Genomic DNA, 17,225 nt, shown 5'->3' with positions numbered 1-17,225 from the left:
CCTAGGGATTCCCTGGGGCCTGATGAGGAAAGGGGGCCGGGCGAACAGCCAGAGAAAGATTCTGTTGGCCACGATGAATATCTAGGGACAGGGCCTCTCCAATTTTGCTGGTCTCCACTTGTTCTTGGACATCAGCGGCGGTATTGACGCTCACCCCGCCCACTGAGGCGATAATATCGCCGGGTTTTAATCCGGCCTGCACAGCAGGAGAATTCTCCATCACGCGAATGATCAAAACCCCCCGGTCGGCCTTGAGGGAAAAGGGAAGATCCTTCGCCTTGAGCAGTTCCTGTTGGACTTCTGGAGTCAGGGTAACCATGTGGATTCCTAGGTAAGGATGTTCTATTTTGCCCTGACTAAACAACTGTTCTGCAATGCGTTGGGCCGTTTGGATCGGAATCGCAAAACCCAGGCCCTGGGCATCGGCACGGATCGCTGTATTGACGCCGATGACTTCTCCTTGAGCATTCAGGAGGGGGCCACCAGAATTCCCCGGATTAATTGCCGCGTCCGTTTGAATAAATTTAACCCGTTTATCGGGAACGCCGACCTCGGAACTGGAACGGCCAAGGGCACTAATGATACCTACGGTGACCGTATTATCCAGGCCTAGGGGATTACCAATGGCAATGGCCCATTCCCCCGGTGCCAGGTTATCGGATTGGCCCAACACCACCACCGGCAAATTCTGGGCATTGATTTTGACAACGGCAACATCTGTCATCGGATCGACACCGACAACGTGTCCTTCGTAAACTTGACCATCCTTCAAGGTCACTTTGACTTGCTGGGCCCCTTCCACCACGTGGGCATTGGTCAAGACCCGGCCATCGGCACTCAGAATAAAACCTGATCCTGTACCCCGTTCAACTTTCTCTGGGTGGTGGGGCATTTCCTTACCAAAAAAACGCCGGAAGAAGGGGTGATCATAGGGAAAATCATTCGTACTTTCGACCTCGCGAGCCGCATCAATCCGAACGACTGCCGGCCCAATTTTTTGAGCAGCCTTAGCGATAAAGTTTAAATCATTGGGTGCTTGGTTCTGGGGCACCAGCGGTAGCACGGGTAAGCGACTAGAAGACAAGGGCCCAGGACTGGATGGCCGCGATGCCACCGTGGGCAAGAGATAGTATCCCCCGGCAACCCCTACCCCTCCACCGAGAAACAGAAGACAGAGCGCAGTACTAAGTTGTTTGGTCGTTAAGCTCATCGGTGGGTCAGCCTAAAACGGTAAGAGGAATTTTAATCTTATTCTAGTGTTTTTACTTTGGAGAGAAAGATAGGGCCGTCGTTCAAACTGCCTTAGCGGACAATGGCTCTTGTCAGATAACCTAGGGGCATTCGCGAAGGATTTGTGGTGCTGGCAGAATAAATAGGTCACTGCCTACAATCGAAGGAGAGGGGACTATCGTCCACGTTCCCAATAGTTCCTCCTTCACCATGACCAGCGCCGTTCATCCTCTAGCTAGCAATGATCTCTCCCTCAACCATGCCCAGCCAGCATCTCCTTCATCTAACCTTGAAACAGCCATTCCTCCTCTGACAGCGGTTAGTCTTTCCACCACCACCCTGGAACTGGCCGCTCAGGATGTTCGCCGGGTGCTAGATATCCAACGTGAGCAGAATCAAATTCTGACGACGAAATTAAATATTCTCTTTGTGGCCAACGGGGCTCTATTAACCACCCTTAGTATTTCCCATTTAGCCTCTGTGCTGAGCCTATTCAGTATGGTTGAAGTGCTAGGTTTTTTGATTAATTTTACGCTGTTGATTCAAGCTTTTTTGCCACGCCAGACCGCAGTTAGCCCCAACCTAGAAGACCGGCGGCTCCTAGAGCGTTATCTCGGCCTGGGCACTGGTGATTATCAGCTACAAATGTTGGTTAATTTAGCCGAGACCTATCATTTCAACAAACAGCGTCTCGATGATGTTTCAGAAACCCTGCGTTTTTCAGCCTATGTCACCTGGATTGTTGCCGTTACTATTCTGTTGCATATGATGACGGTCTATTTTTTATTTGCTTAGGCGGTTTGGTATTGCTGGTCTTGTTTGTCTAGATGGCCTTTTGAAGTTGTGATTAACCTTAGCTCTATGGACTCTACTCACCCTACTTACCAGCCCGACGACTCCCACGCATCGGAGCCGACAGAAAACAATAGTCCAATTCGCTTGCCAGCGCCGGATTTGGACAACATAACCGTGCTGACAGAGGAGCTACCCAACGCCCCCATTTTACCGTGGCATCATTATGATTCTCCTTGGTTAGAAACAGAATCCCTGACTTCTTCGGTGTCTGAATCGGCTTCTCTACCTAACATCCAGGTTCTAGGGAGTATTTATACCGGCCCTCATCAAATCGGTGATTTTAGCTGGATGATTGAGCAACCAGAATATCAAGATGCTCTATTTATATTTAATGATAATGAAGAGCAATTTTTAGCCCATCAACAAGACCCGGATTCATCATTAGGATGCGCTAGAGGGGGCGGCAATGCGGTGATTCGTCCCTACCAATGTCAAGCACCGCCTCGGGCGACGGGAATCCCCACGGGCTCCCAGGGCCAGGGCTATAGTTGTTTAACAACCTCCCATCAACAGGTAATTGACCAGGCCTTGGAGGTGATTCGGTCTTTAGTCGCAACCGGGCGGTATCAGCGTGTTATTTATAGTGCGGATCCCAGTGGCCAAACCCTAGGCACAGGGATTTTCCAAGTAGCTGAAGAGGTCAAGGCCTATATCGTTGCACAATTGCAGCAGCTAGCCGGATCAAGGCCGTCGGATTAGGGATAACATCGGAGCTGTTTCTTTCTGGGGAGTTTTTTGCACTATTTTGTCTTATGGATTTTTCTCGTCATGCTGGTAGACCACCGTGTTACGCGGCGTTGCCGACAGGCCCCATGGTAGAATACCAAGGCTTTGGCTGGTTTTAGGTAACAGCAATTTCCATGAAAATCCTTGATAGTAAAGGTCGTCTATTCGGCAAAATTAGTGTTTTAGACCTCGGGGCCGCCCTCGTCATCATCCTGGTCGTAGTCGGAATTCTCGTCCTACCGGGAACCTCTGGCAAAAGTTTGGTGGCCCAAGTACAAACGAAACCCATTGAAGTTGCCGCCATTGTTCGGGGCCTAAATGTTTTAAATGTCCAGACCCTGATGGACGAATTCAAAACGGAAAAACAAACTAACATCATCATTCGTAATCAGCCCGCTGGTCAGGTGGAAATCCTGAAGGTAGAAGAACTGCCTCGCAATTTGGCCATTCCCCAACCCGATGGTTCCGTTAAGGCCCTGCCCGATCCCCGCCCCGAAACGGCCTTTAGCAATGACCTGATCTTGACCCTCACTGGCAAGGCAGAAATCACCCCAACGGGTGTGGTGCTGGGCAATCAAAAAATTAAAGTGGGAACCGTACTAGAACTAGAAGGCAAGGGCTACAACTTCAACGCCAGCGTCATTAACATTCAGGCCCCATGAGCCGGCCAACGGTTTACTGTGCGATTACCGGGCATGGTTTTGGCCATGCAGTGCGACTGGCCTGTATTGCTAACCAGATCCAACGGGCCTGTCCTGAAGTCTTGCTGATTCTCGCTAGTCCGTCGCCGCGCTGGTTACTGGCTTCCTATATAGAAGGGGAGTTTATCCATCGGCCCGTTCAGCTAGATGTGGGCGTGATCCAGGCCGATAGTCTGACCATGGATCTCGCGCAAACTCGCCAGGCCATGGAAGCCATCTATCAACACAAATCCCGCCTCGTGGCCAACGAAGCCAACTATCTCCGCAATAATCGGGTGCATTTAGTACTGGCGGATATTCCGGCCCTGGCCGTTTCCATTGCTCATCAGGCCGGTGTCCCTTGTTGGATGATTGGGAATTTTGGCTGGAATTTTATCTATCAGGCCTGGGGGGAACCCTTTGCCGGCATTGTCCAGCAGATCGAGCAGGATTATCAGGCCTGTGACCGGCTCTTTCGTCTGCCCTTGGCGGAACCCATGCAAATTTTTTCCCACCGCATCAATGTGGGTCTGACCGGAGGTAACCCCCGCTACGGAGAAAGGGCCTTGCGGGAACAGTTCAACCTTAAACAAAGCAGGGAACGAACGGTATTATTGACCTTTGGCGGCCTAGGCCTGGGGGCCATTCCCTACGCAACACTGGCCCAGTGGCCCGATTGGGATTTTATTACCTTTGATCGTCAGGCCCCGGCCCTGCCCAACCTCCGAAAAATCGATGATCCCTGCTATCGGCCGGCAGATTTTATGCCCCTCTGTGGCCGGGTAATTTCCAAGCCGGGTTATAGCACCTTTGCTGAGGCCCTGCGCCTAGAGATACCAGTCGTTTCCTTGACACGGGAGGGCTTTGCGGAAGCACCGATTCTTCTAGAAGGCCTCCAGGATTACGGCCAGCATCAAATTGTGGCCACCGAAAGCTTTTTTCAAGGGGATTGGCAATTTTTAGAGCAGGCCCCCAACCCTCCCCGTTGCGAACAACGGTTAGACAAGCAAGGGGCCGAAACCATTGCCACAGCGGTTCTGAAGGAAGGCCTAAAAAGGGCTTAGAAAGTAAAGGTGGTGCGGATCGTGCCGATGACGAGCGTCCCGTTGGCATTGTTGTAATCGGCGTTGGGAATGACTAGAATTCCTGGCGTAATGTAGAGATTATTGCTCATGGCCCATTGGAAAAAGGCCTCTAGGTGCAGGGAACTATCGAGATCCGTTGCTGATAACGCCTCCGGAAAGGCCAGGTTAGAAGCACTCAACCAGGGTTGCTGTCCTACGATAATGCCGGCTAAATTACCTTCCTTGAACAGGTCTGGAAAGGCGAGGGTGACGGCCCAGTTCCAAATATCGAGACTGCCACGGCCAATGCTAAAATCCTCGGTTTCAATGGCGGCAAGGGTCTGGGCCTTAGTGAAGCCTCCCCAACCGCCCAGGACAAAATTATCAGCTAGTTTCCAGGACATTTCTAGGCCGTAGGCGTTATGACTAGTGGGAACCGCCTGGCCAAAAGTGTCTTCGGTAAAAAATTGGAAATTAGACCGCAGACTGCCCGTCCCTGTATCCAGGGTGTTGTAGCCGTGGGCATAGGTCAGGGCCAGTTGCAAGCGGTCATCAAAGCTATAGCCAACCTGGGCGATGGCCCCGTAGGCTCCATTGAAGAGGCCCTGTCCTTGGCTGGGGTCGTTGCCGTTGCTAGCAAGGTAGCCCAGGCTCCATTCCAAATTATTCCAGATGCCCTGAAAGCCTAAACCAGCCCCCTTGCCTAGATAGTAAATGGGGTTGCGGGTGCCAAAGGCCGAAAAGGCCCCTAGAGCCCCATCGCCATCCAGGACGTTGACGGTATTGGTGAAATCGTCGAAGGCCCCGCCCGTGGCCTCTACCCAGACTTGGACATTATCCGACAGAGGAAAATTATAATACAAAACTTCTAGTCTCAAGTTGTTGTTGTCGGGTTGAGTAAACCCCAGTTTGGCCTGGAAGGTATCCGCCGTTTCCGCCAGTTCTGGCAAGTTACCGCTGGTCAAACGGGTGTAGAGATTATCTTGGCCGGTGAAGCTGGTGTTAAATTCGAGGCGCGTCCGTTGGCCAAAGGTGGGAAGACGGGGAATGGATTCTGCACCCGACTCCCGTTTACCGCTGGCAATGCCACTCAGGGCCATGACCACTTCTCCTGTCAGTTTAGTCGTGGTGGAAAATTGATGGTCTTCAAGAAAAGCAGTGCGGGCCTCTAGATTATCGATGCGGGCTCCTAAGGCCGCCAATTCTGCTTCAAATTCCTGCATCAGACGCTTGAGCTTGTCCACATCTTCCCGCAGAACCGCCACATTTTCCTGGAGCAGGCGTTCCATGACATTCATACAAGCGTTGAGGCCGGCGGCAAATTCCCAACGACTCAAGGCCTGATTGCCGCGAAAGGTTCGGTCGGGATAGCCGACAATACAGCCATAGCGCTCCGCTAAACTCTTTAGGGCCTCGTAGGCCCATTCACTGGACTGGACATCCCTTAGTTCAGAAACATTGGTGATTTGATCCATACTGGCTGATTCTAGAGAGTCGGAAATGACGGCGTCCAGCGAACTAGCCAGTACTACTGGGGATGATCCCAAGCTGACTCCGGTTAGAAATCCCAGGCAAGCAATTAAGGGGCGACGAAACATACGGCTATAGCACTCCTCACTATTACAAGTAATTCTCATTTCTATAGCTTACAAGTGCCATTGACAAAAAGCTATAAATTTCTCTCCTTACTGGCTGAAGCCGATTGCCATTGGCTTGTCTCAAGGTTATGGACTTAATTAATCAAGCTCTATTGATGCCTATTCGCTGAAAACTTGTCATGAGGAGAGTAGAGGAAGAACCTGTGATGTAATCGAGGTTTGGAGACCCAGTTGCCAAACCTCGGAGCCAAAATGGGTAAAAGATTGTTATAGATCAACCTAGTCAGTTAATTGCTAATTAATCTCAGCTATCTCTTGAGAGCAACCCGTTACGGTTGACTGTCGAGCGGCTTCGGCAACCTTTAACGCATACAAACTCTCTTCGGGACGAACGTAGAGGGGGGTTCCTTCGTATAGATAATCCAAAACCATACGAGTATCTTGGGCAAAGAGGCCCCGGCGGCTTCCTACTTCTAGGGTCTGGGTGGTTTCTCCTCGGATTAAAACCCCTTCTTCCCCGTCAAAGACCAAGGCGCCTTGTTCTCCTTCAACCAGAAAACGCCGGTCGCTGTGGTGAAAGACCTCCCCCTTGCCATAAACGACTTCGGCTAAAATCCCGTTCTCAAATTGCAGTTGGGCCTGGCACAAACAGGCCTGGAAGTAATCCGGCGTTGCCGCTGGCCAGAAACGGGTTTGACAGGCGACCCTTTGCACTGGGCCAAATAAATTCGTGAGGCGATGGAGCCGAGATAGGGCCGCTATTAGGGGAAACCCAAATTGTTCTCGATGGTAAGTCCAACGACGGGGGGCCGGCTGTTGGGGCATGACCGTTGCGTAGCGAGCGGAAAATACAGTGCCAATTTCAGGGAGATAGCGCCGGAGGGCCTGGTGGACGCCTCCCAGCAGTTCAATGTGTTCGATGTGTAAAAGCTTATCTTGAGCTTTAGCAAGATCGACCAGGGCCCGGCCCGTGGGGTAGTCTAAAGCGAGGGGATATTCCACAATGACGTGTTTACCAGCGGAGAGAGCCGCTTGCACCATGGCACCGTGGTCTTGATTCATGCTGGCAATCACCACTAGATCTAGATCCGGTTGTTCAACCAAGGCCTGCCATGACGAGGCCATGGAAACCTGAAAGACTTGGCTAAAAGCTTCGGTGTTAGCGGCGGTATGGCCGGCTACACAGCGTAGAACACTGCGGGCATCGGCTTGAAAGGCCTCGGCGCGACGTTTGGCCGCAAAGCCCGTACCAATAATGCCAACGACGAGGGGGGACTGGAGAGTCATAGGGAATTTTCCATGATTAAACAAATGAAACATTAGCAATGCTTATCTTCATGATCAAGTTAAAGCGGCCCTCCGGGACAAAAATTCCTGTCTTGCCTGGCCGAAGTAACAATTTATGACCCCTAAGTCTGGCTTTCTAAGGTGATTGGTCGGCAAAAAACGCCTTTTCAAGTCGCCTAAATTCACTTTTCTAGGGGATTATACGGGTATGAACCGGGTCAACCATCGCCTCAGGCCCTGCCGGATGAATCCAAAAGCGTAAATATAAGAAAAAATTATTTTATAAAAGACTCTGAATCTCATTGCTAATGCAAGTCGTTGCGACCAGATTTTTCCCGTAGTATCGAGAGTGAACTTTGCTCCTTGAAGCATTAGGCCATTATTTTTAACATGGTTAGCTTCACCGAGAATCTATACCTACTGTCTTATTTGAGAAGAGGAACGACCCATGGCAACCTATAAGGTTACTTTACAAACTCCCGATGGTGCTCAAACCATTGATTGCGCGGATGATACCTATATCCTCGATGCTGCCGAAGAAGCAGGGTTAGACCTCCCCTACTCCTGCCGTGCTGGGGCCTGTTCTACCTGTGCCGGTAAAATCGTGTCTGGTTCTGTCGATCAGTCTGATCAATCCTTCTTGGATGACGATCAAATCGAAGCAGGCTATGTCCTCACCTGTGTGGCCTACCCCACTTCTGATTGCACCATCGAAACCCATAAAGAAGAAGACCTCTACTAGATTGCATTGGGTTTTATACCTGGCCCCCCTCCTTAAGGGGGGTTTTTAATTAAGTTCACAATCTTAAACCATCTCTAGGAGACGGCCGATGCGGGCGATGATTTGTGGCTACTATGGCCAAGGCAATGGCGGCGATGAGGCCCTATTAGTAACGCTTTTACAGATGCTGCCTGCTAACGTCACACCGGTTGTACTGTCGGCCAACCCGGCTCTGACCCAGGAACGCTACGGTGTAGAGGCTTGTCCGGCTCGGGCCTGGCCAGAAATTTGGCAACAATTGCGCCGAGCCGATCTCTTCATTTGGGGCGGGGGGAGTTTGATGCAGGATGCCACCAGTTGGACGAGTCCCCTCTACTATGCTGGCTTAATGGCCCTGGCCCAAAGCCTTGGTTTGCAAACACTGGCCTGGGGCCAGGGGATTGGCCCTCTCCGTCGGCCCTGGACATGCTGGTTAACCCGGTGGGTGTTGGGACGGTGTTCTGAGGTGAGCGTGCGAGACCAGGCCTCCGCTGCTTTGCTCAAACAATGGCATATTCCGGCCCTCTTGGCACCGGATCCCGTCTGGGCCTTGCAGGCCAAACCGGGAGATGGCTCGCTGGCCCTACCAGAGAATCGCGTGGCGGTGAATTTGCGTCGCCATCCTTCTCTGACGCCGGAACGCCTGCAATGCCTAGGAGAAGCACTGCGAGATTTTCAAAACGCTACCCAGGCCCATATCTGCCTGGTTCCCTTCCAAAAATCCCAGGATTGGGCCATGGCCGAAGCATTGACCCGCCATCTACCCGGAAATTATCAAATTGTTTACCGTGAAGACCCCCGAGAATTAATGGCCCTGTTTCAGGGAGTTCGCTTGACCATTGGTATGCGTCTGCACAGCTTGATTATGGCCGCCGCCATGGGTAGTCCCTGCTTTGCCCTCAGCTACGACCCCAAGGTAAAGCAGTTGATGCAGGATGTGGGCCTACCGGGATGGGAACTCCAGACCCTACCCACCGATGCCCTGGTAATCAGCGAAACTTGGCAGGCCTATTTCCAGGACAATCAGGCCCTCAGCCAAGAAGAGCGCCAAAATCTCCGGCAACAGGCCACTGAACACCGAACGCTCTTGACCCGTCTCTGTGCCAATTAAATCCCCAGCGTAACCCAGGTAATGGTTCTGATAAGCAAATCTTCATCTCCATACCCTTGCGCTTTTGACAATAGACTGTTACATTTATTTACATTACCCCTTGCGGATCGTAATCTTACTTTCTTAGAGCTATGAACAACGAAACTAACGGCAAATTCGGCTTTACCACCTTCGCAGAAAACTGGAACGGCCGCCTGGCCATGATCGGTTTCTCCGCTGCTTTAATCCTCGAACTCGTTTCGGGTCAGGGTGTACTGCACTTCTTCGGTATTCTCTAAAATTTCTCCCAGTTAATTAGGTTTGTAACCTCCGTCAATCTCAAGACGCGGCCGGATAAGACTGAAGAGTCTGTCCGGCTTTTCTCTTAGCTAATCACCTGAAGACTAGAGCCCTGATTGGATTTGTGGACTTCAATGCGCTGTTGGAAGGATTCCTTAAATTGAGGCATGTGGGTCACGGCTAAAATGCAGGCAAAATCGGCGGCGATGGCATTAATGGCAGCCACAAGGCGGGAACAGCCCTCGCTATCCTGAGTGCCAAAACCCTCATCAATAATCAATAGCTGTAAGGCGGTACCGGCCCGTTGGGCCAGGAGACGGGCCAGGGCCAAGCGAATGGAAAAGTTAATGCGAAAGGCCTCGCCCCCGGAGTAGGTTTCGTAGGCCCGGGTTCCCTGGGGATCGGCAATGAGAATATCCAGGGTGTCGATCATTTTTGGCCCTTTGCGCTTGGAGCCGCTCTTGCTGGCCTTTTGGGTCACGAACTGGAGGTGAAATTGGTTGCCAGTTAAGCGGGCTAAGATATGGTTGGTTTCGGCCTCAAGTTGGGGCAAAATATTTTCGATCATCAAGGCCTGAATGCCATTTTTACCAAAGGCCTGGGCCAATTCTTTATAAATGCCTTCTTGTTTCTTGGCCTGTTGTAATTGTCGCTGGGCCTCTTGATAATCGACCTGGAGGGTTTCCAGTTGCTGTAATTGCTGGTCGTAGCCCCCCTTGCGGGCCAGGTGCTGATCCAGGGATTGGCGACGCTGTTGGATACTTTTTTCTAGGGCCTGGATCTGGCCCTCATGGTCGGCGTAGTGGTTAATCTGGGCTTGAATGCGCTCCAATTCCCCTTGAATTTGCATCTGCTGGCTTCGATACTCGGCTAGACGTTGTTCAGCCTGGGCGAGGCGCTCCTGGACTTGGGGGAGTTGTTCCTGGGCCTGCTGGAGGGATTGGTATTGCAGTTGACTGGGTTGTTGGTGCCGTAGCTGTTGCAGAACTTGCTGATGTTGGGAACGGTCGTAGCCCAGGTCTTGGATTTGCTGTTCGGCTTGCCGCAGGGCCTGGCTGAACTCCGATGACTGGGGTAATTGGGTGAGGGATTGTTGGAGGGCCTGGCATTGGGCGAGAAGTCCCGGTCGTTCCTGCTGATAACTCTGCTGTTTGCGTTGGGCCTCCTGCAAATGGGCGCGTCGAATTTCGCTTTTGCGCCAGCGTTCCACCTCGGCTCGGGCCAAGGCGTGGGTCTGTTCATCGTAGTTTAAGGCCTGGAGTTCTTGGTCGAGGGCTACCAATTCGGCCTGGAGGTCGGGGGCAAGGGTTTGCTGGTGGAGAGCGGTTTCTAATTGCTGAATCTCCTGCCGCAACTGCTGGAGTTGGTCATGGCTTTCGCCGCTCCTTTCCAGTTCCGCCTCCAGTTGGCCATACTGTTGTTGCAATTTGTCGAGGGGCTGTAATTCCTTTTGGATTTCACCGTATTCCCCGCGCAAAACCTGTAACTCCCGCTCACAAACGGCAATCTGGGCCTTTAAAATCCAAATCTGTTCCTGGAGTTCCTGCTGTTGGTGCTGGGTTTTTTGCAGGACTTGTTGATGGTAATGGCCATCCAAATGCTGTTCACACAGAGGACAGAGAGCATCGGGTACGTCGAGGAGGGTCAGTTTCTGCCCCAGTTCCAGCAGTTGTTTTTCACAGAGGCGTTGGTGTTCCTGGAGACGCTCCTGAAAATGGCGGCGTTCCTGGCCCTTTTCTCCGACCCGTTTTTGATAATTTTGACGTTTTTTTAAGTCTTGAATTTGTTGGTCTAGGGCCTGAAAATTCCGTCGTTGTTGGGGAATCCGCTCCATTTGTCGTTGGAGTTCCAGGGCCAGGAGTTGCCGTTGTTCTAATTTGGCCTGGTGTTGGGCGACGATCCGTTCTAGCTCCGCTTGGAGAGTATAGCGACGTTGGAGGAGGGGAGCGACACGATGCTGGAGTTGATCTAAAGCCTGGAGGGCCTGTTTGGCGGCTTCTAAACGTTCGAGGCCCTGCCGAATCTCGGCTTCTTGGCTCAAAATCGGCAGGAGTTCCTGTTCTTGCTGGTGCAGATGGTCGAGGCGGAGTTGTTGTTGGGCCAGTTGGCGCTGGAGCTCATTTTCCTGGTGCTGAAGTTGCTGCTGCAGGGCCTGATAGGTCTGCCGTGCCGCTTGATCGGCTTGGAACTGGGCTGCTAGGGTTTCTTCTTGTTGCTGTAGGGCCAAAAAGGCCTGGTAGTTGGCCTCGATCTCAGTCCGCTGGGCCACGAGTTGCTGGAGTTGGTGGCATTGTTCAGTGAGGGAAGTCTGTTCCTGCTGAAAACGGTGGAGGTCTTGGGCCAGGATTTTAGACTGATTTTCTTGCCACTCCCATTGCTGTTGCCAACTACGGCGTTGGTTTTGGCTCACCTGTAATTGCTGGAGTTGCCATTCTTCCTGGGCCTGGGTCTGCTGGAGTGCTTCAATTTCCTGGAGCAGAGATTGTTGCAGGGCCTGAATTTCCTCTCGCTGATCAAGCTTTTGCTGTAAACTTTGCAAGGCCTGGTCTAGCAGATCGGCTTTAGCCTTTTCCTGCTTAGCAATATCCTTGGCCCGTTCCGCCAGAACTTCGTACTGGTCTAGCTTGAGCAGGTCAGCCAGGATTTGTTTGCGTTCCGCAGGACGGCGGAGCATGAACTCATCGGCCCGGCCCTGGCGCAGATAGGCGGAATTAATAAAGGTGTCGTAGTCTAACTTTAACGTATTAATAATAATGACTTGGGTTGCCTTAACACCTTTGCCGGATAAGGGTCGAAACCCTGAGCCATCGGCGATCTGAAAATCCAGCCCTGTCCCTTTGCCCCGATGGCGACTGCGAATAATTTTGTAGGTCTGATGGTTACTAATAAAGACAAAATCAACCCGCACAAAGTCTGTTCCGCTATGGAGGACATCATCCTCACTGGCGGCCCGACTCTGGCCCCAGATGACCCAGGTGATGGCTTCTAGCAAGGAAGACTTACCCGCCCCATTGGCCCCGCAGATACAGGCCGTATGCAGGCCTCGAAAATCGAGATGGGCTTGATGATAGCTTAAAAAATTAGTCAAGCTCAGAGATTGGGGAATCATGGCATGATCGGCCTCCTAGCCCAGGCCCCAAAGTACTCCTAACCAACCTAATTCATCGATGGGGGCCGGGAGCATTTCCCCCCGAAAGTCCAAGATTTGCACCAAAACCAAATAGGCTAGGGCCAGCGCAATGGAAATCGCCCCGGTGATAATCGCCACAATTTTGCCTGAATCCATAACCCTGCAGAAGAAATAACGATTTCCATCATAGAAGAAGTCGAGCCCAGCCGTAGATTTCAAGCCTTCTAAACTAGCGCTTACTGGACTGCACTGCTGAAGATAAGGAATAGAACATCCCAGAAGACTGAGAAGAATTAGCAATAATATTGCAATCAATTATCAATAAAGATAAGATTTACTCCGGGGATAAAACGTCAGCAATACTCTGATCGTCTCTTTCCTTGTCCTTTAGTTCTATATAACCGTTCAAAATGAATCATTCATGGACTCGACGTGGCCTCCTGGGAACAGGCATCGCCGCTCTCGTGATTACCGGTAGTCAATTTGCCGAAATCCCTGCTCTGTTTGCCCAGGGACAAGAGGTTAATATTTATTCTTCTCGCCACTACAACACTGATAAGCAACTCTACGACGAGTTTACTCGCCAAACAGGAATTAAAGTCAATGTCATTGAAGGGGAACCCGACCCCCTGATTGTCCGCATCAAGAGTGAAGGAAAAAATAGCCCAGCCGATGTTCTGCTCACTGCTGATGCAGGGCGTCTATGGCGGGCTAATCAAGAAGGTATTTTTGCTACCGTCAATTCTAAAACGTTACAGTCTAAAATTCCGGCCAACCTCCGGGATCCCCAGGGGCGTTGGTTTGGCTTCAGTAAACGGGCTCGGGTCATTGTTTATAACAAAAGCAAGGTCAAGCCCAACCAAGTTAAAACCTATGCGGATCTCACTAAACCCCAATGGAAAGGCAAGGTGATTAGCCGGCCGGGGAATAACATCTATAATCAATCCCTCGTCGCCTGGATGATTGTTAATCAAGGGGCACCAGCCGCCACCAACTGGAGCAAGGGCCTGGTGGCTAACTTTGCTCGTCCGCCCCAGGGTAACGATACCGCTCAAATTGAAGCCGTCGCGGCGGGGGTTGCGGATCTGGCGATTGTCAATACCTACTACGTGGCAAATCTGGCTACGAACAAAGACCCTAAGAAGCAAGAGGTCTTCAACAAAGTGGGGGTTATTTTCCCAGATCAAGCTGGCGGGGGTACCCATATCAATATCAGTGGTGGCGGCCTCGTGGCCACAGCTCCCAATAAAGCCGCAGGCATTAAATTCCTGGAATATTTAGCTAGTCCTAAGGCCCAGGCCTTCTTCGCCCAGGCCAACAATGAATACCCCGTTGTTGCGGGAACGCCCTTATCGGCAACGGTGAAGAGTATGGGAACCTTCAAGGAAAGTAAAACCAGCATAGCCAGCTACGGGCCTAATCTGGCTCGGGCCCTCCAGATTACTGACCAAACTGGTTGGAAATAGACCGCTGTGTAATCTTCGGCCCTGTCCCTGGGGCCGACAAAGGCTCTAACTCATCCCCAATAAGTTACCGTCCAGGCGATTCTGCCAGTTGATTACTGACGCGACGCAGAACGCCATTAATAAAGCGATAGCCCTCGTCATCGGAGTAGCGTTTGGCCAATTCCACCGCTTCGTTAATAGCCACTTTTTGGGGAATTTCCAGAAACATCATTTCCGCCAGGGCCATGCGTAGAATATCCCGGTCAATACGGGGCAGACGCTTGAGCTGCCAATCTACCATGGCTCGTTCTAAGGTCTGGTCAATTTCGGCCCCACGCCGCTGAACCGTCCCAATCAACTCAATGGCATACTGACGCACTTCATACTGACTCGCCAACTGCATCATTTCCGGAAAATCGACCGCACTGGCCAGGCGATTAATGGCCGTTTGGGCTAGCTCTAGGGCCTCGCGGATCATGGTTTTGGCACTGTCTAGAGACGGACTCCGGGTTTCACTGCTGAGAAGACGTTCATGGCCTCGGTTCACCTCGGCCGAAGCAGTTTCTAGAATTTCGTGAACCTCCGTCGTCAGGGTTCTCGTCGCCGCCAACAAGAGGGAGTTAATATCCTCCTGGTCGAGTTTGTCAGGATTATTTTTGAGTTGGCTCAGACTGAGGAGGGTCAACTCACGGGCAATACGTCGGGGTTGTTGGCGGATAGACATAAGAAGGAGGCAACAAAAAAGGAATTTAGACTTGGGGAGAAGCGCCTCGGCGGGCCAGAACAGTCCGGAGGCCCAGGGCCCCGACGGTGGCGTAGGCTACAGCTAACATTAGGCTACTGAGACCAATGCGGAGGCCCTGTTTAAGGGCCTGGCCGGTGGCTTCTCCAGCGGCTTTATCCTGGCGTTCCTGTACCTGTTTTTCCAACTGGGTTTTAATTTCCTCAATTTTTTGCTGGAGGGCCACGGGATTTTTCGCCATTTGTTGTAGACCCTTAAGTTGGTCGCGCTCCATTTTTAAGGAGTCTAGTTGCTGGGGACTCAAGGGTGTGCCGTTGAGTTGGCCACTTTCCAGTACTTGGGTTTGCTGGGCAATCTGTTGGCTCAGAACTTCGGGATTTTTAGAGAGGGCATCCAGGCGGAGCAGAACCTGCTGGATTTGTTCCTTTCCGTGGCCGGCCCCCTGTTCGATCTGCTGAATTGCAGCGGTTTTGGCTTGGTTGAGGTTATTAAGGTGCAGGGGAACCAGTAGCAAAAACATTAGTCCTAGTAAAACAGCCAGAATGTAGACGGCTAATCTCAGATCGAGGCTGGTCTCCTTCGCTGGCGTCGGTGCCATGCTATCCATCCAATAAGCAATCAGAATCAGGGCCATGCCTACCAGGGGAACCAGTCCCCGTTCCACCAAGCTGGTCACAACCGTTAGTTGCCATTGGGGATCGGCAAAATTAAAGGGGAAGACTTGGGTCGTGTAATCCAGAAGCACGGAAAGCACTAAAATTACCCCAAACAATTTGAGGCAGAGGGTTGTCATAGCCGTGGTGTTAATCATTGAATTAGGGGTTGGTCTGGGGGAATTGGTAACGTTAAGGCGGGCAAAGCTTAACAATTCAGGTCACTCTGGCGGCTAGGTCTAGAACAGCGAATACAATATAAATTATCTTGAAAGAGGCCTAACGTAATGACAGCCAAGGTTGAGATCTTAGCAGATAAAGATACCCTCGTTGACCGTGCAAAGGAACTGGTTATCCAGCACCTAGAGCAAGCCATTGCCGAACGGGGACAAGCCAGTCTGGCCCTCTCAGGCGGCAGTACCCCAAAACCACTCTACGAAGCCCTAGCCCAAGCCTCTCTCCCCTGGCACCAGCTACAGATCTTTTTTGGTGACGAGCGCTATGTACCCCGAGATCATCCCGACAGCAATCAACGCATGGCCCGTCAGGCTTGGTTGGATCACGTTGACATTCCGGCCCACCAGATTCACGCTATGCCGACAACAGCCGATGACCCCAAGGTGGATGCCCAAACCTACGAAAATGAACTGGCACGGGTTTTTCACCTAGCGGCGGGGGAATTTCCCCGTCTGGACTTGGTGCTCCTTGGCCTAGGGGATGATGGTCATACCGCTTCCCTCTTTCCCCATACGGCGGCCCTCCAGGTCTGCGACCGCTTAGTCACCGTTGGCGACCGTGAGGGCCAACCCCGGCTCACCTTAACTATTCCTCTGCTCAATCAGGCCCGCTGTGTTCTCTTCCTGGTAGCCGGGGCCAGCAAACAGACAGCCTTGAGCCAGATCTTTGACCCCACCACCGACCCCCAAGCCTATCCGGCTCGCTTTATTCAGCCCCAGGGCGAACTGATTTGGCTCCTGGATGCGGCCGCCGGGGCCAACCTCCAGCCCTAGACTTTTTACCCAACGACTATCAAATAATCTGTTTCTCCATCTATGCTTGTTTGTCCCCATTGCAACCACGCCAATCCTGAAGGGGCAACCCAGTGCGAGGCCTGCTTCACTGCTTTGCCGCAACTCATGGCCTGTCCCCACTGTGGGGCTGATGTCCAGAATGATGCCACCTTCTGCGGTAGTTGCGGTAACAGCATTACCCCAGCAATGGCCCATGAAATAGAGCCAGAGGCCGTTTCTCCAGGCGTTGCCGCCGAAGCACCGCCGCCGGTTCCGGCTCCTGCTTCCCCTAGTCCGACGGCAGCGACCCAACTCCAGGTGCAGGCCCCCCATTTTCTCCATGTCCAAACCGAGACCACGCTTCCCCTGCCCCAGGGGCTGAGCGTAATTCATATTGGTAAACCGAATGAACGCATTCCCCCCGATCTCGATGTTTCGGGATTTGCTAATTCCGATGTGGTCTCCCGTGTCCATGCGGACGTTCGAGTAGAAGGAGATGCCTATTATCTTGAGGATGTGGGCAGTGCCAATGGCACTTACATTAACCACACGCCCCTCCCCCCCGGTAATCGTCACCGTTTACGGGCCGGAGACCGGATTTCCCTCGGGAAAGGTGACCTCGTTACTTTTATTTTTCAACTGGCCTGAGGCAGGA

The 17,225-nt window shown here is 52.0% G+C and carries 17 protein-coding genes; 10 read left to right on the top strand and 7 right to left on the bottom strand.

What is annotated here, in order from left to right:
* Position 1 precedes the first annotated feature (1 nt).
* A complete protein-coding gene (locus tag ABXS88_RS13655; protein WP_353672595.1) occupies positions 2–1,210 on the bottom strand; it encodes an HhoA/HhoB/HtrA family serine endopeptidase in 1,209 nt (402 codons plus the stop codon).
* A gap of 230 nt (positions 1,211–1,440) precedes the next feature.
* Between ABXS88_RS13655 and ABXS88_RS13650 the strand changes: the two genes are divergently transcribed.
* The 4 genes from ABXS88_RS13650 to ABXS88_RS13635 all read left to right on the top strand — a co-directional run bounded on the left by ABXS88_RS13650 (position 1,441) and on the right by ABXS88_RS13635 (position 4,555).
* Positions 1,441–2,025, top strand: coding sequence for a hypothetical protein (locus ABXS88_RS13650; RefSeq protein ID WP_353672594.1), 585 nt, complete (start codon positions 1,441–1,443; stop codon positions 2,023–2,025).
* 66 nt (positions 2,026–2,091) lie between these two features.
* Positions 2,092–2,784, top strand: a complete 693-nt coding sequence (locus ABXS88_RS13645; RefSeq protein ID WP_353672593.1) for a hypothetical protein — start codon at positions 2,092–2,094, stop codon at positions 2,782–2,784.
* Positions 2,785–2,945: 161 nt separating this feature from the next.
* Positions 2,946–3,473 carry a DUF4330 domain-containing protein gene (locus ABXS88_RS13640; protein WP_353672592.1) on the top strand — a complete coding sequence of 176 codons (528 nt, stop codon included), beginning with the start codon at positions 2,946–2,948 and terminating at the stop codon, positions 3,471–3,473.
* The gene (locus ABXS88_RS13635) at positions 3,470–4,555 is read left to right on the top strand and encodes a glycosyl transferase (RefSeq protein ID WP_353672591.1); all 1,086 of its coding nucleotides are present in this window, start codon (positions 3,470–3,472) and stop codon (positions 4,553–4,555) included. The genes ABXS88_RS13640 and ABXS88_RS13635 overlap by 4 nt, the downstream gene beginning before the upstream one ends.
* On the opposite strand, the gene ABXS88_RS13630 is transcribed toward ABXS88_RS13635, so the two are convergent.
* Together ABXS88_RS13630 and ABXS88_RS13625 are read right to left on the bottom strand one after the other, a co-directional pair.
* The gene (locus tag ABXS88_RS13630; RefSeq protein WP_353672590.1) at positions 4,552–6,030 is read right to left on the bottom strand and encodes an iron uptake porin; all 1,479 of its coding nucleotides are present in this window, start codon (positions 6,028–6,030) and stop codon (positions 4,552–4,554) included. The genes ABXS88_RS13635 and ABXS88_RS13630 overlap by 4 nt on opposite strands.
* A 417-nt stretch (positions 6,031–6,447) precedes the next feature.
* Positions 6,448–7,440: a Gfo/Idh/MocA family oxidoreductase gene (locus ABXS88_RS13625; protein ID WP_353672589.1), complete on the bottom strand. Its 993-nt coding sequence runs from the start codon at positions 7,438–7,440 to the stop codon at positions 6,448–6,450.
* 448 nt (positions 7,441–7,888) lie between these two features.
* Here ABXS88_RS13625 and ABXS88_RS13620 point away from each other — a divergent pair, with 448 nt between their 5' ends.
* From ABXS88_RS13620 to ABXS88_RS13610, 3 genes are all read left to right on the top strand, one after another.
* Entirely contained in the window at positions 7,889–8,182 is a 294-nt protein-coding gene (locus ABXS88_RS13620; RefSeq protein WP_353672588.1) for a 2Fe-2S iron-sulfur cluster-binding protein, read from the top strand.
* Positions 8,183–8,270: 88 nt separating this feature from the next.
* On the top strand, positions 8,271–9,311 hold the full coding sequence (gene csaB / locus ABXS88_RS13615) for a polysaccharide pyruvyl transferase CsaB (RefSeq protein ID WP_353672587.1): 1,041 nt from the start codon (positions 8,271–8,273) through the stop codon (positions 9,309–9,311).
* Between the two features lie 131 nt (positions 9,312–9,442).
* Positions 9,443–9,589, top strand: a complete 147-nt coding sequence (locus tag ABXS88_RS13610; protein ID WP_353672586.1) for a high light inducible protein — start codon at positions 9,443–9,445, stop codon at positions 9,587–9,589.
* Positions 9,590–9,675: 86 nt separating this feature from the next.
* Here ABXS88_RS13610 and sbcC read toward each other — a convergent pair whose 3' ends face one another.
* Both sbcC and ABXS88_RS13600 read right to left on the bottom strand, forming a co-directional pair.
* Positions 9,676–12,699, bottom strand: a complete 3,024-nt coding sequence (sbcC, locus tag ABXS88_RS13605) for an exonuclease subunit SbcC (RefSeq protein ID WP_353672585.1) — start codon at positions 12,697–12,699, stop codon at positions 9,676–9,678.
* A gap of 15 nt (positions 12,700–12,714) precedes the next feature.
* Entirely contained in the window at positions 12,715–12,876 is a 162-nt protein-coding gene (locus ABXS88_RS13600) for a hypothetical protein (RefSeq protein ID WP_353672584.1), read from the bottom strand.
* Positions 12,877–13,130: 254 nt separating this feature from the next.
* On the opposite strand from ABXS88_RS13600, the gene ABXS88_RS13595 reads away from it, so the two are divergent.
* Positions 13,131–14,186, top strand: coding sequence for a Fe(3+) ABC transporter substrate-binding protein (locus ABXS88_RS13595; RefSeq protein WP_353672583.1), 1,056 nt, complete (start codon positions 13,131–13,133; stop codon positions 14,184–14,186).
* A 64-nt stretch (positions 14,187–14,250) separates the two neighbouring features.
* Here ABXS88_RS13595 and nusB read toward each other — a convergent pair whose 3' ends face one another.
* Both nusB and ABXS88_RS13585 read right to left on the bottom strand, forming a co-directional pair.
* On the bottom strand, positions 14,251–14,889 hold the full coding sequence (gene nusB, locus ABXS88_RS13590; protein ID WP_353672582.1) for a transcription antitermination factor NusB: 639 nt from the start codon (positions 14,887–14,889) through the stop codon (positions 14,251–14,253).
* Positions 14,890–14,914: 25 nt separating this feature from the next.
* The gene (locus tag ABXS88_RS13585; RefSeq protein ID WP_353672581.1) at positions 14,915–15,718 is read right to left on the bottom strand and encodes an HpsJ family protein; all 804 of its coding nucleotides are present in this window, start codon (positions 15,716–15,718) and stop codon (positions 14,915–14,917) included.
* A 129-nt stretch (positions 15,719–15,847) separates the two neighbouring features.
* Between ABXS88_RS13585 and pgl the strand changes: the two genes are divergently transcribed.
* A complete protein-coding gene (gene pgl / locus ABXS88_RS13580; protein ID WP_353672580.1) occupies positions 15,848–16,570 on the top strand; it encodes a 6-phosphogluconolactonase in 723 nt (240 codons plus the stop codon).
* A gap of 42 nt (positions 16,571–16,612) precedes the next feature.
* On the top strand, positions 16,613–17,218 hold the full coding sequence (locus tag ABXS88_RS13575) for an FHA domain-containing protein (protein ID WP_353672579.1): 606 nt from the start codon (positions 16,613–16,615) through the stop codon (positions 17,216–17,218).
* The last annotated feature ends 7 nt before the right edge of the window (positions 17,219–17,225 follow it).

This window comes from Synechocystis sp. LKSZ1, assembly GCF_040436315.1.
Lineage (GTDB): Bacteria > Cyanobacteriota > Cyanobacteriia > Cyanobacteriales > Microcystaceae > Synechocystis.
The sequence above is the reverse complement of the archived record's forward strand: the minus strand, read 5'-3'. Positions and strand labels throughout refer to the sequence as shown.

Excerpts from the sequence above, each read along its gene's own strand:
- ABXS88_RS13575 (WP_353672579.1), top strand. The coding sequence starts at position 16,613 with ATGCTTGTTTGTCCCCATTGCAACCACGCCAATCCTGAAGGGGCAACC.
- ABXS88_RS13600 (WP_353672584.1), bottom strand. The coding sequence starts at position 12,876 with ATGGATTCAGGCAAAATTGTGGCGATTATCACCGGGGCGATTTCCATT.
- ABXS88_RS13655 (WP_353672595.1), bottom strand. The coding sequence starts at position 1,210 with ATGAGCTTAACGACCAAACAACTTAGTACTGCGCTCTGTCTTCTGTTT.
- ABXS88_RS13595 (WP_353672583.1), top strand. The coding sequence starts at position 13,131 with ATGAATCATTCATGGACTCGACGTGGCCTCCTGGGAACAGGCATCGCC.
- ABXS88_RS13585 (WP_353672581.1), bottom strand. The coding sequence starts at position 15,718 with ATGATTAACACCACGGCTATGACAACCCTCTGCCTCAAATTGTTTGGG.
- sbcC (WP_353672585.1), bottom strand. The coding sequence starts at position 12,699 with ATGATTCCCCAATCTCTGAGCTTGACTAATTTTTTAAGCTATCATCAA.
- ABXS88_RS13610 (WP_353672586.1), top strand. The coding sequence starts at position 9,443 with ATGAACAACGAAACTAACGGCAAATTCGGCTTTACCACCTTCGCAGAA.
- ABXS88_RS13650 (WP_353672594.1), top strand. The coding sequence starts at position 1,441 with ATGACCAGCGCCGTTCATCCTCTAGCTAGCAATGATCTCTCCCTCAAC.
- ABXS88_RS13640 (WP_353672592.1), top strand. The coding sequence starts at position 2,946 with ATGAAAATCCTTGATAGTAAAGGTCGTCTATTCGGCAAAATTAGTGTT.
- ABXS88_RS13645 (WP_353672593.1), top strand. The coding sequence starts at position 2,092 with ATGGACTCTACTCACCCTACTTACCAGCCCGACGACTCCCACGCATCG.
- pgl (WP_353672580.1), top strand. The coding sequence starts at position 15,848 with ATGACAGCCAAGGTTGAGATCTTAGCAGATAAAGATACCCTCGTTGAC.
- nusB (WP_353672582.1), bottom strand. The coding sequence starts at position 14,889 with ATGTCTATCCGCCAACAACCCCGACGTATTGCCCGTGAGTTGACCCTC.
- ABXS88_RS13625 (WP_353672589.1), bottom strand. The coding sequence starts at position 7,440 with ATGACTCTCCAGTCCCCCCTCGTCGTTGGCATTATTGGTACGGGCTTT.
- ABXS88_RS13620 (WP_353672588.1), top strand. The coding sequence starts at position 7,889 with ATGGCAACCTATAAGGTTACTTTACAAACTCCCGATGGTGCTCAAACC.
- ABXS88_RS13630 (WP_353672590.1), bottom strand. The coding sequence starts at position 6,030 with ATGGATCAAATCACCAATGTTTCTGAACTAAGGGATGTCCAGTCCAGT.
- csaB (WP_353672587.1), top strand. The coding sequence starts at position 8,271 with ATGCGGGCGATGATTTGTGGCTACTATGGCCAAGGCAATGGCGGCGAT.
- ABXS88_RS13635 (WP_353672591.1), top strand. The coding sequence starts at position 3,470 with ATGAGCCGGCCAACGGTTTACTGTGCGATTACCGGGCATGGTTTTGGC.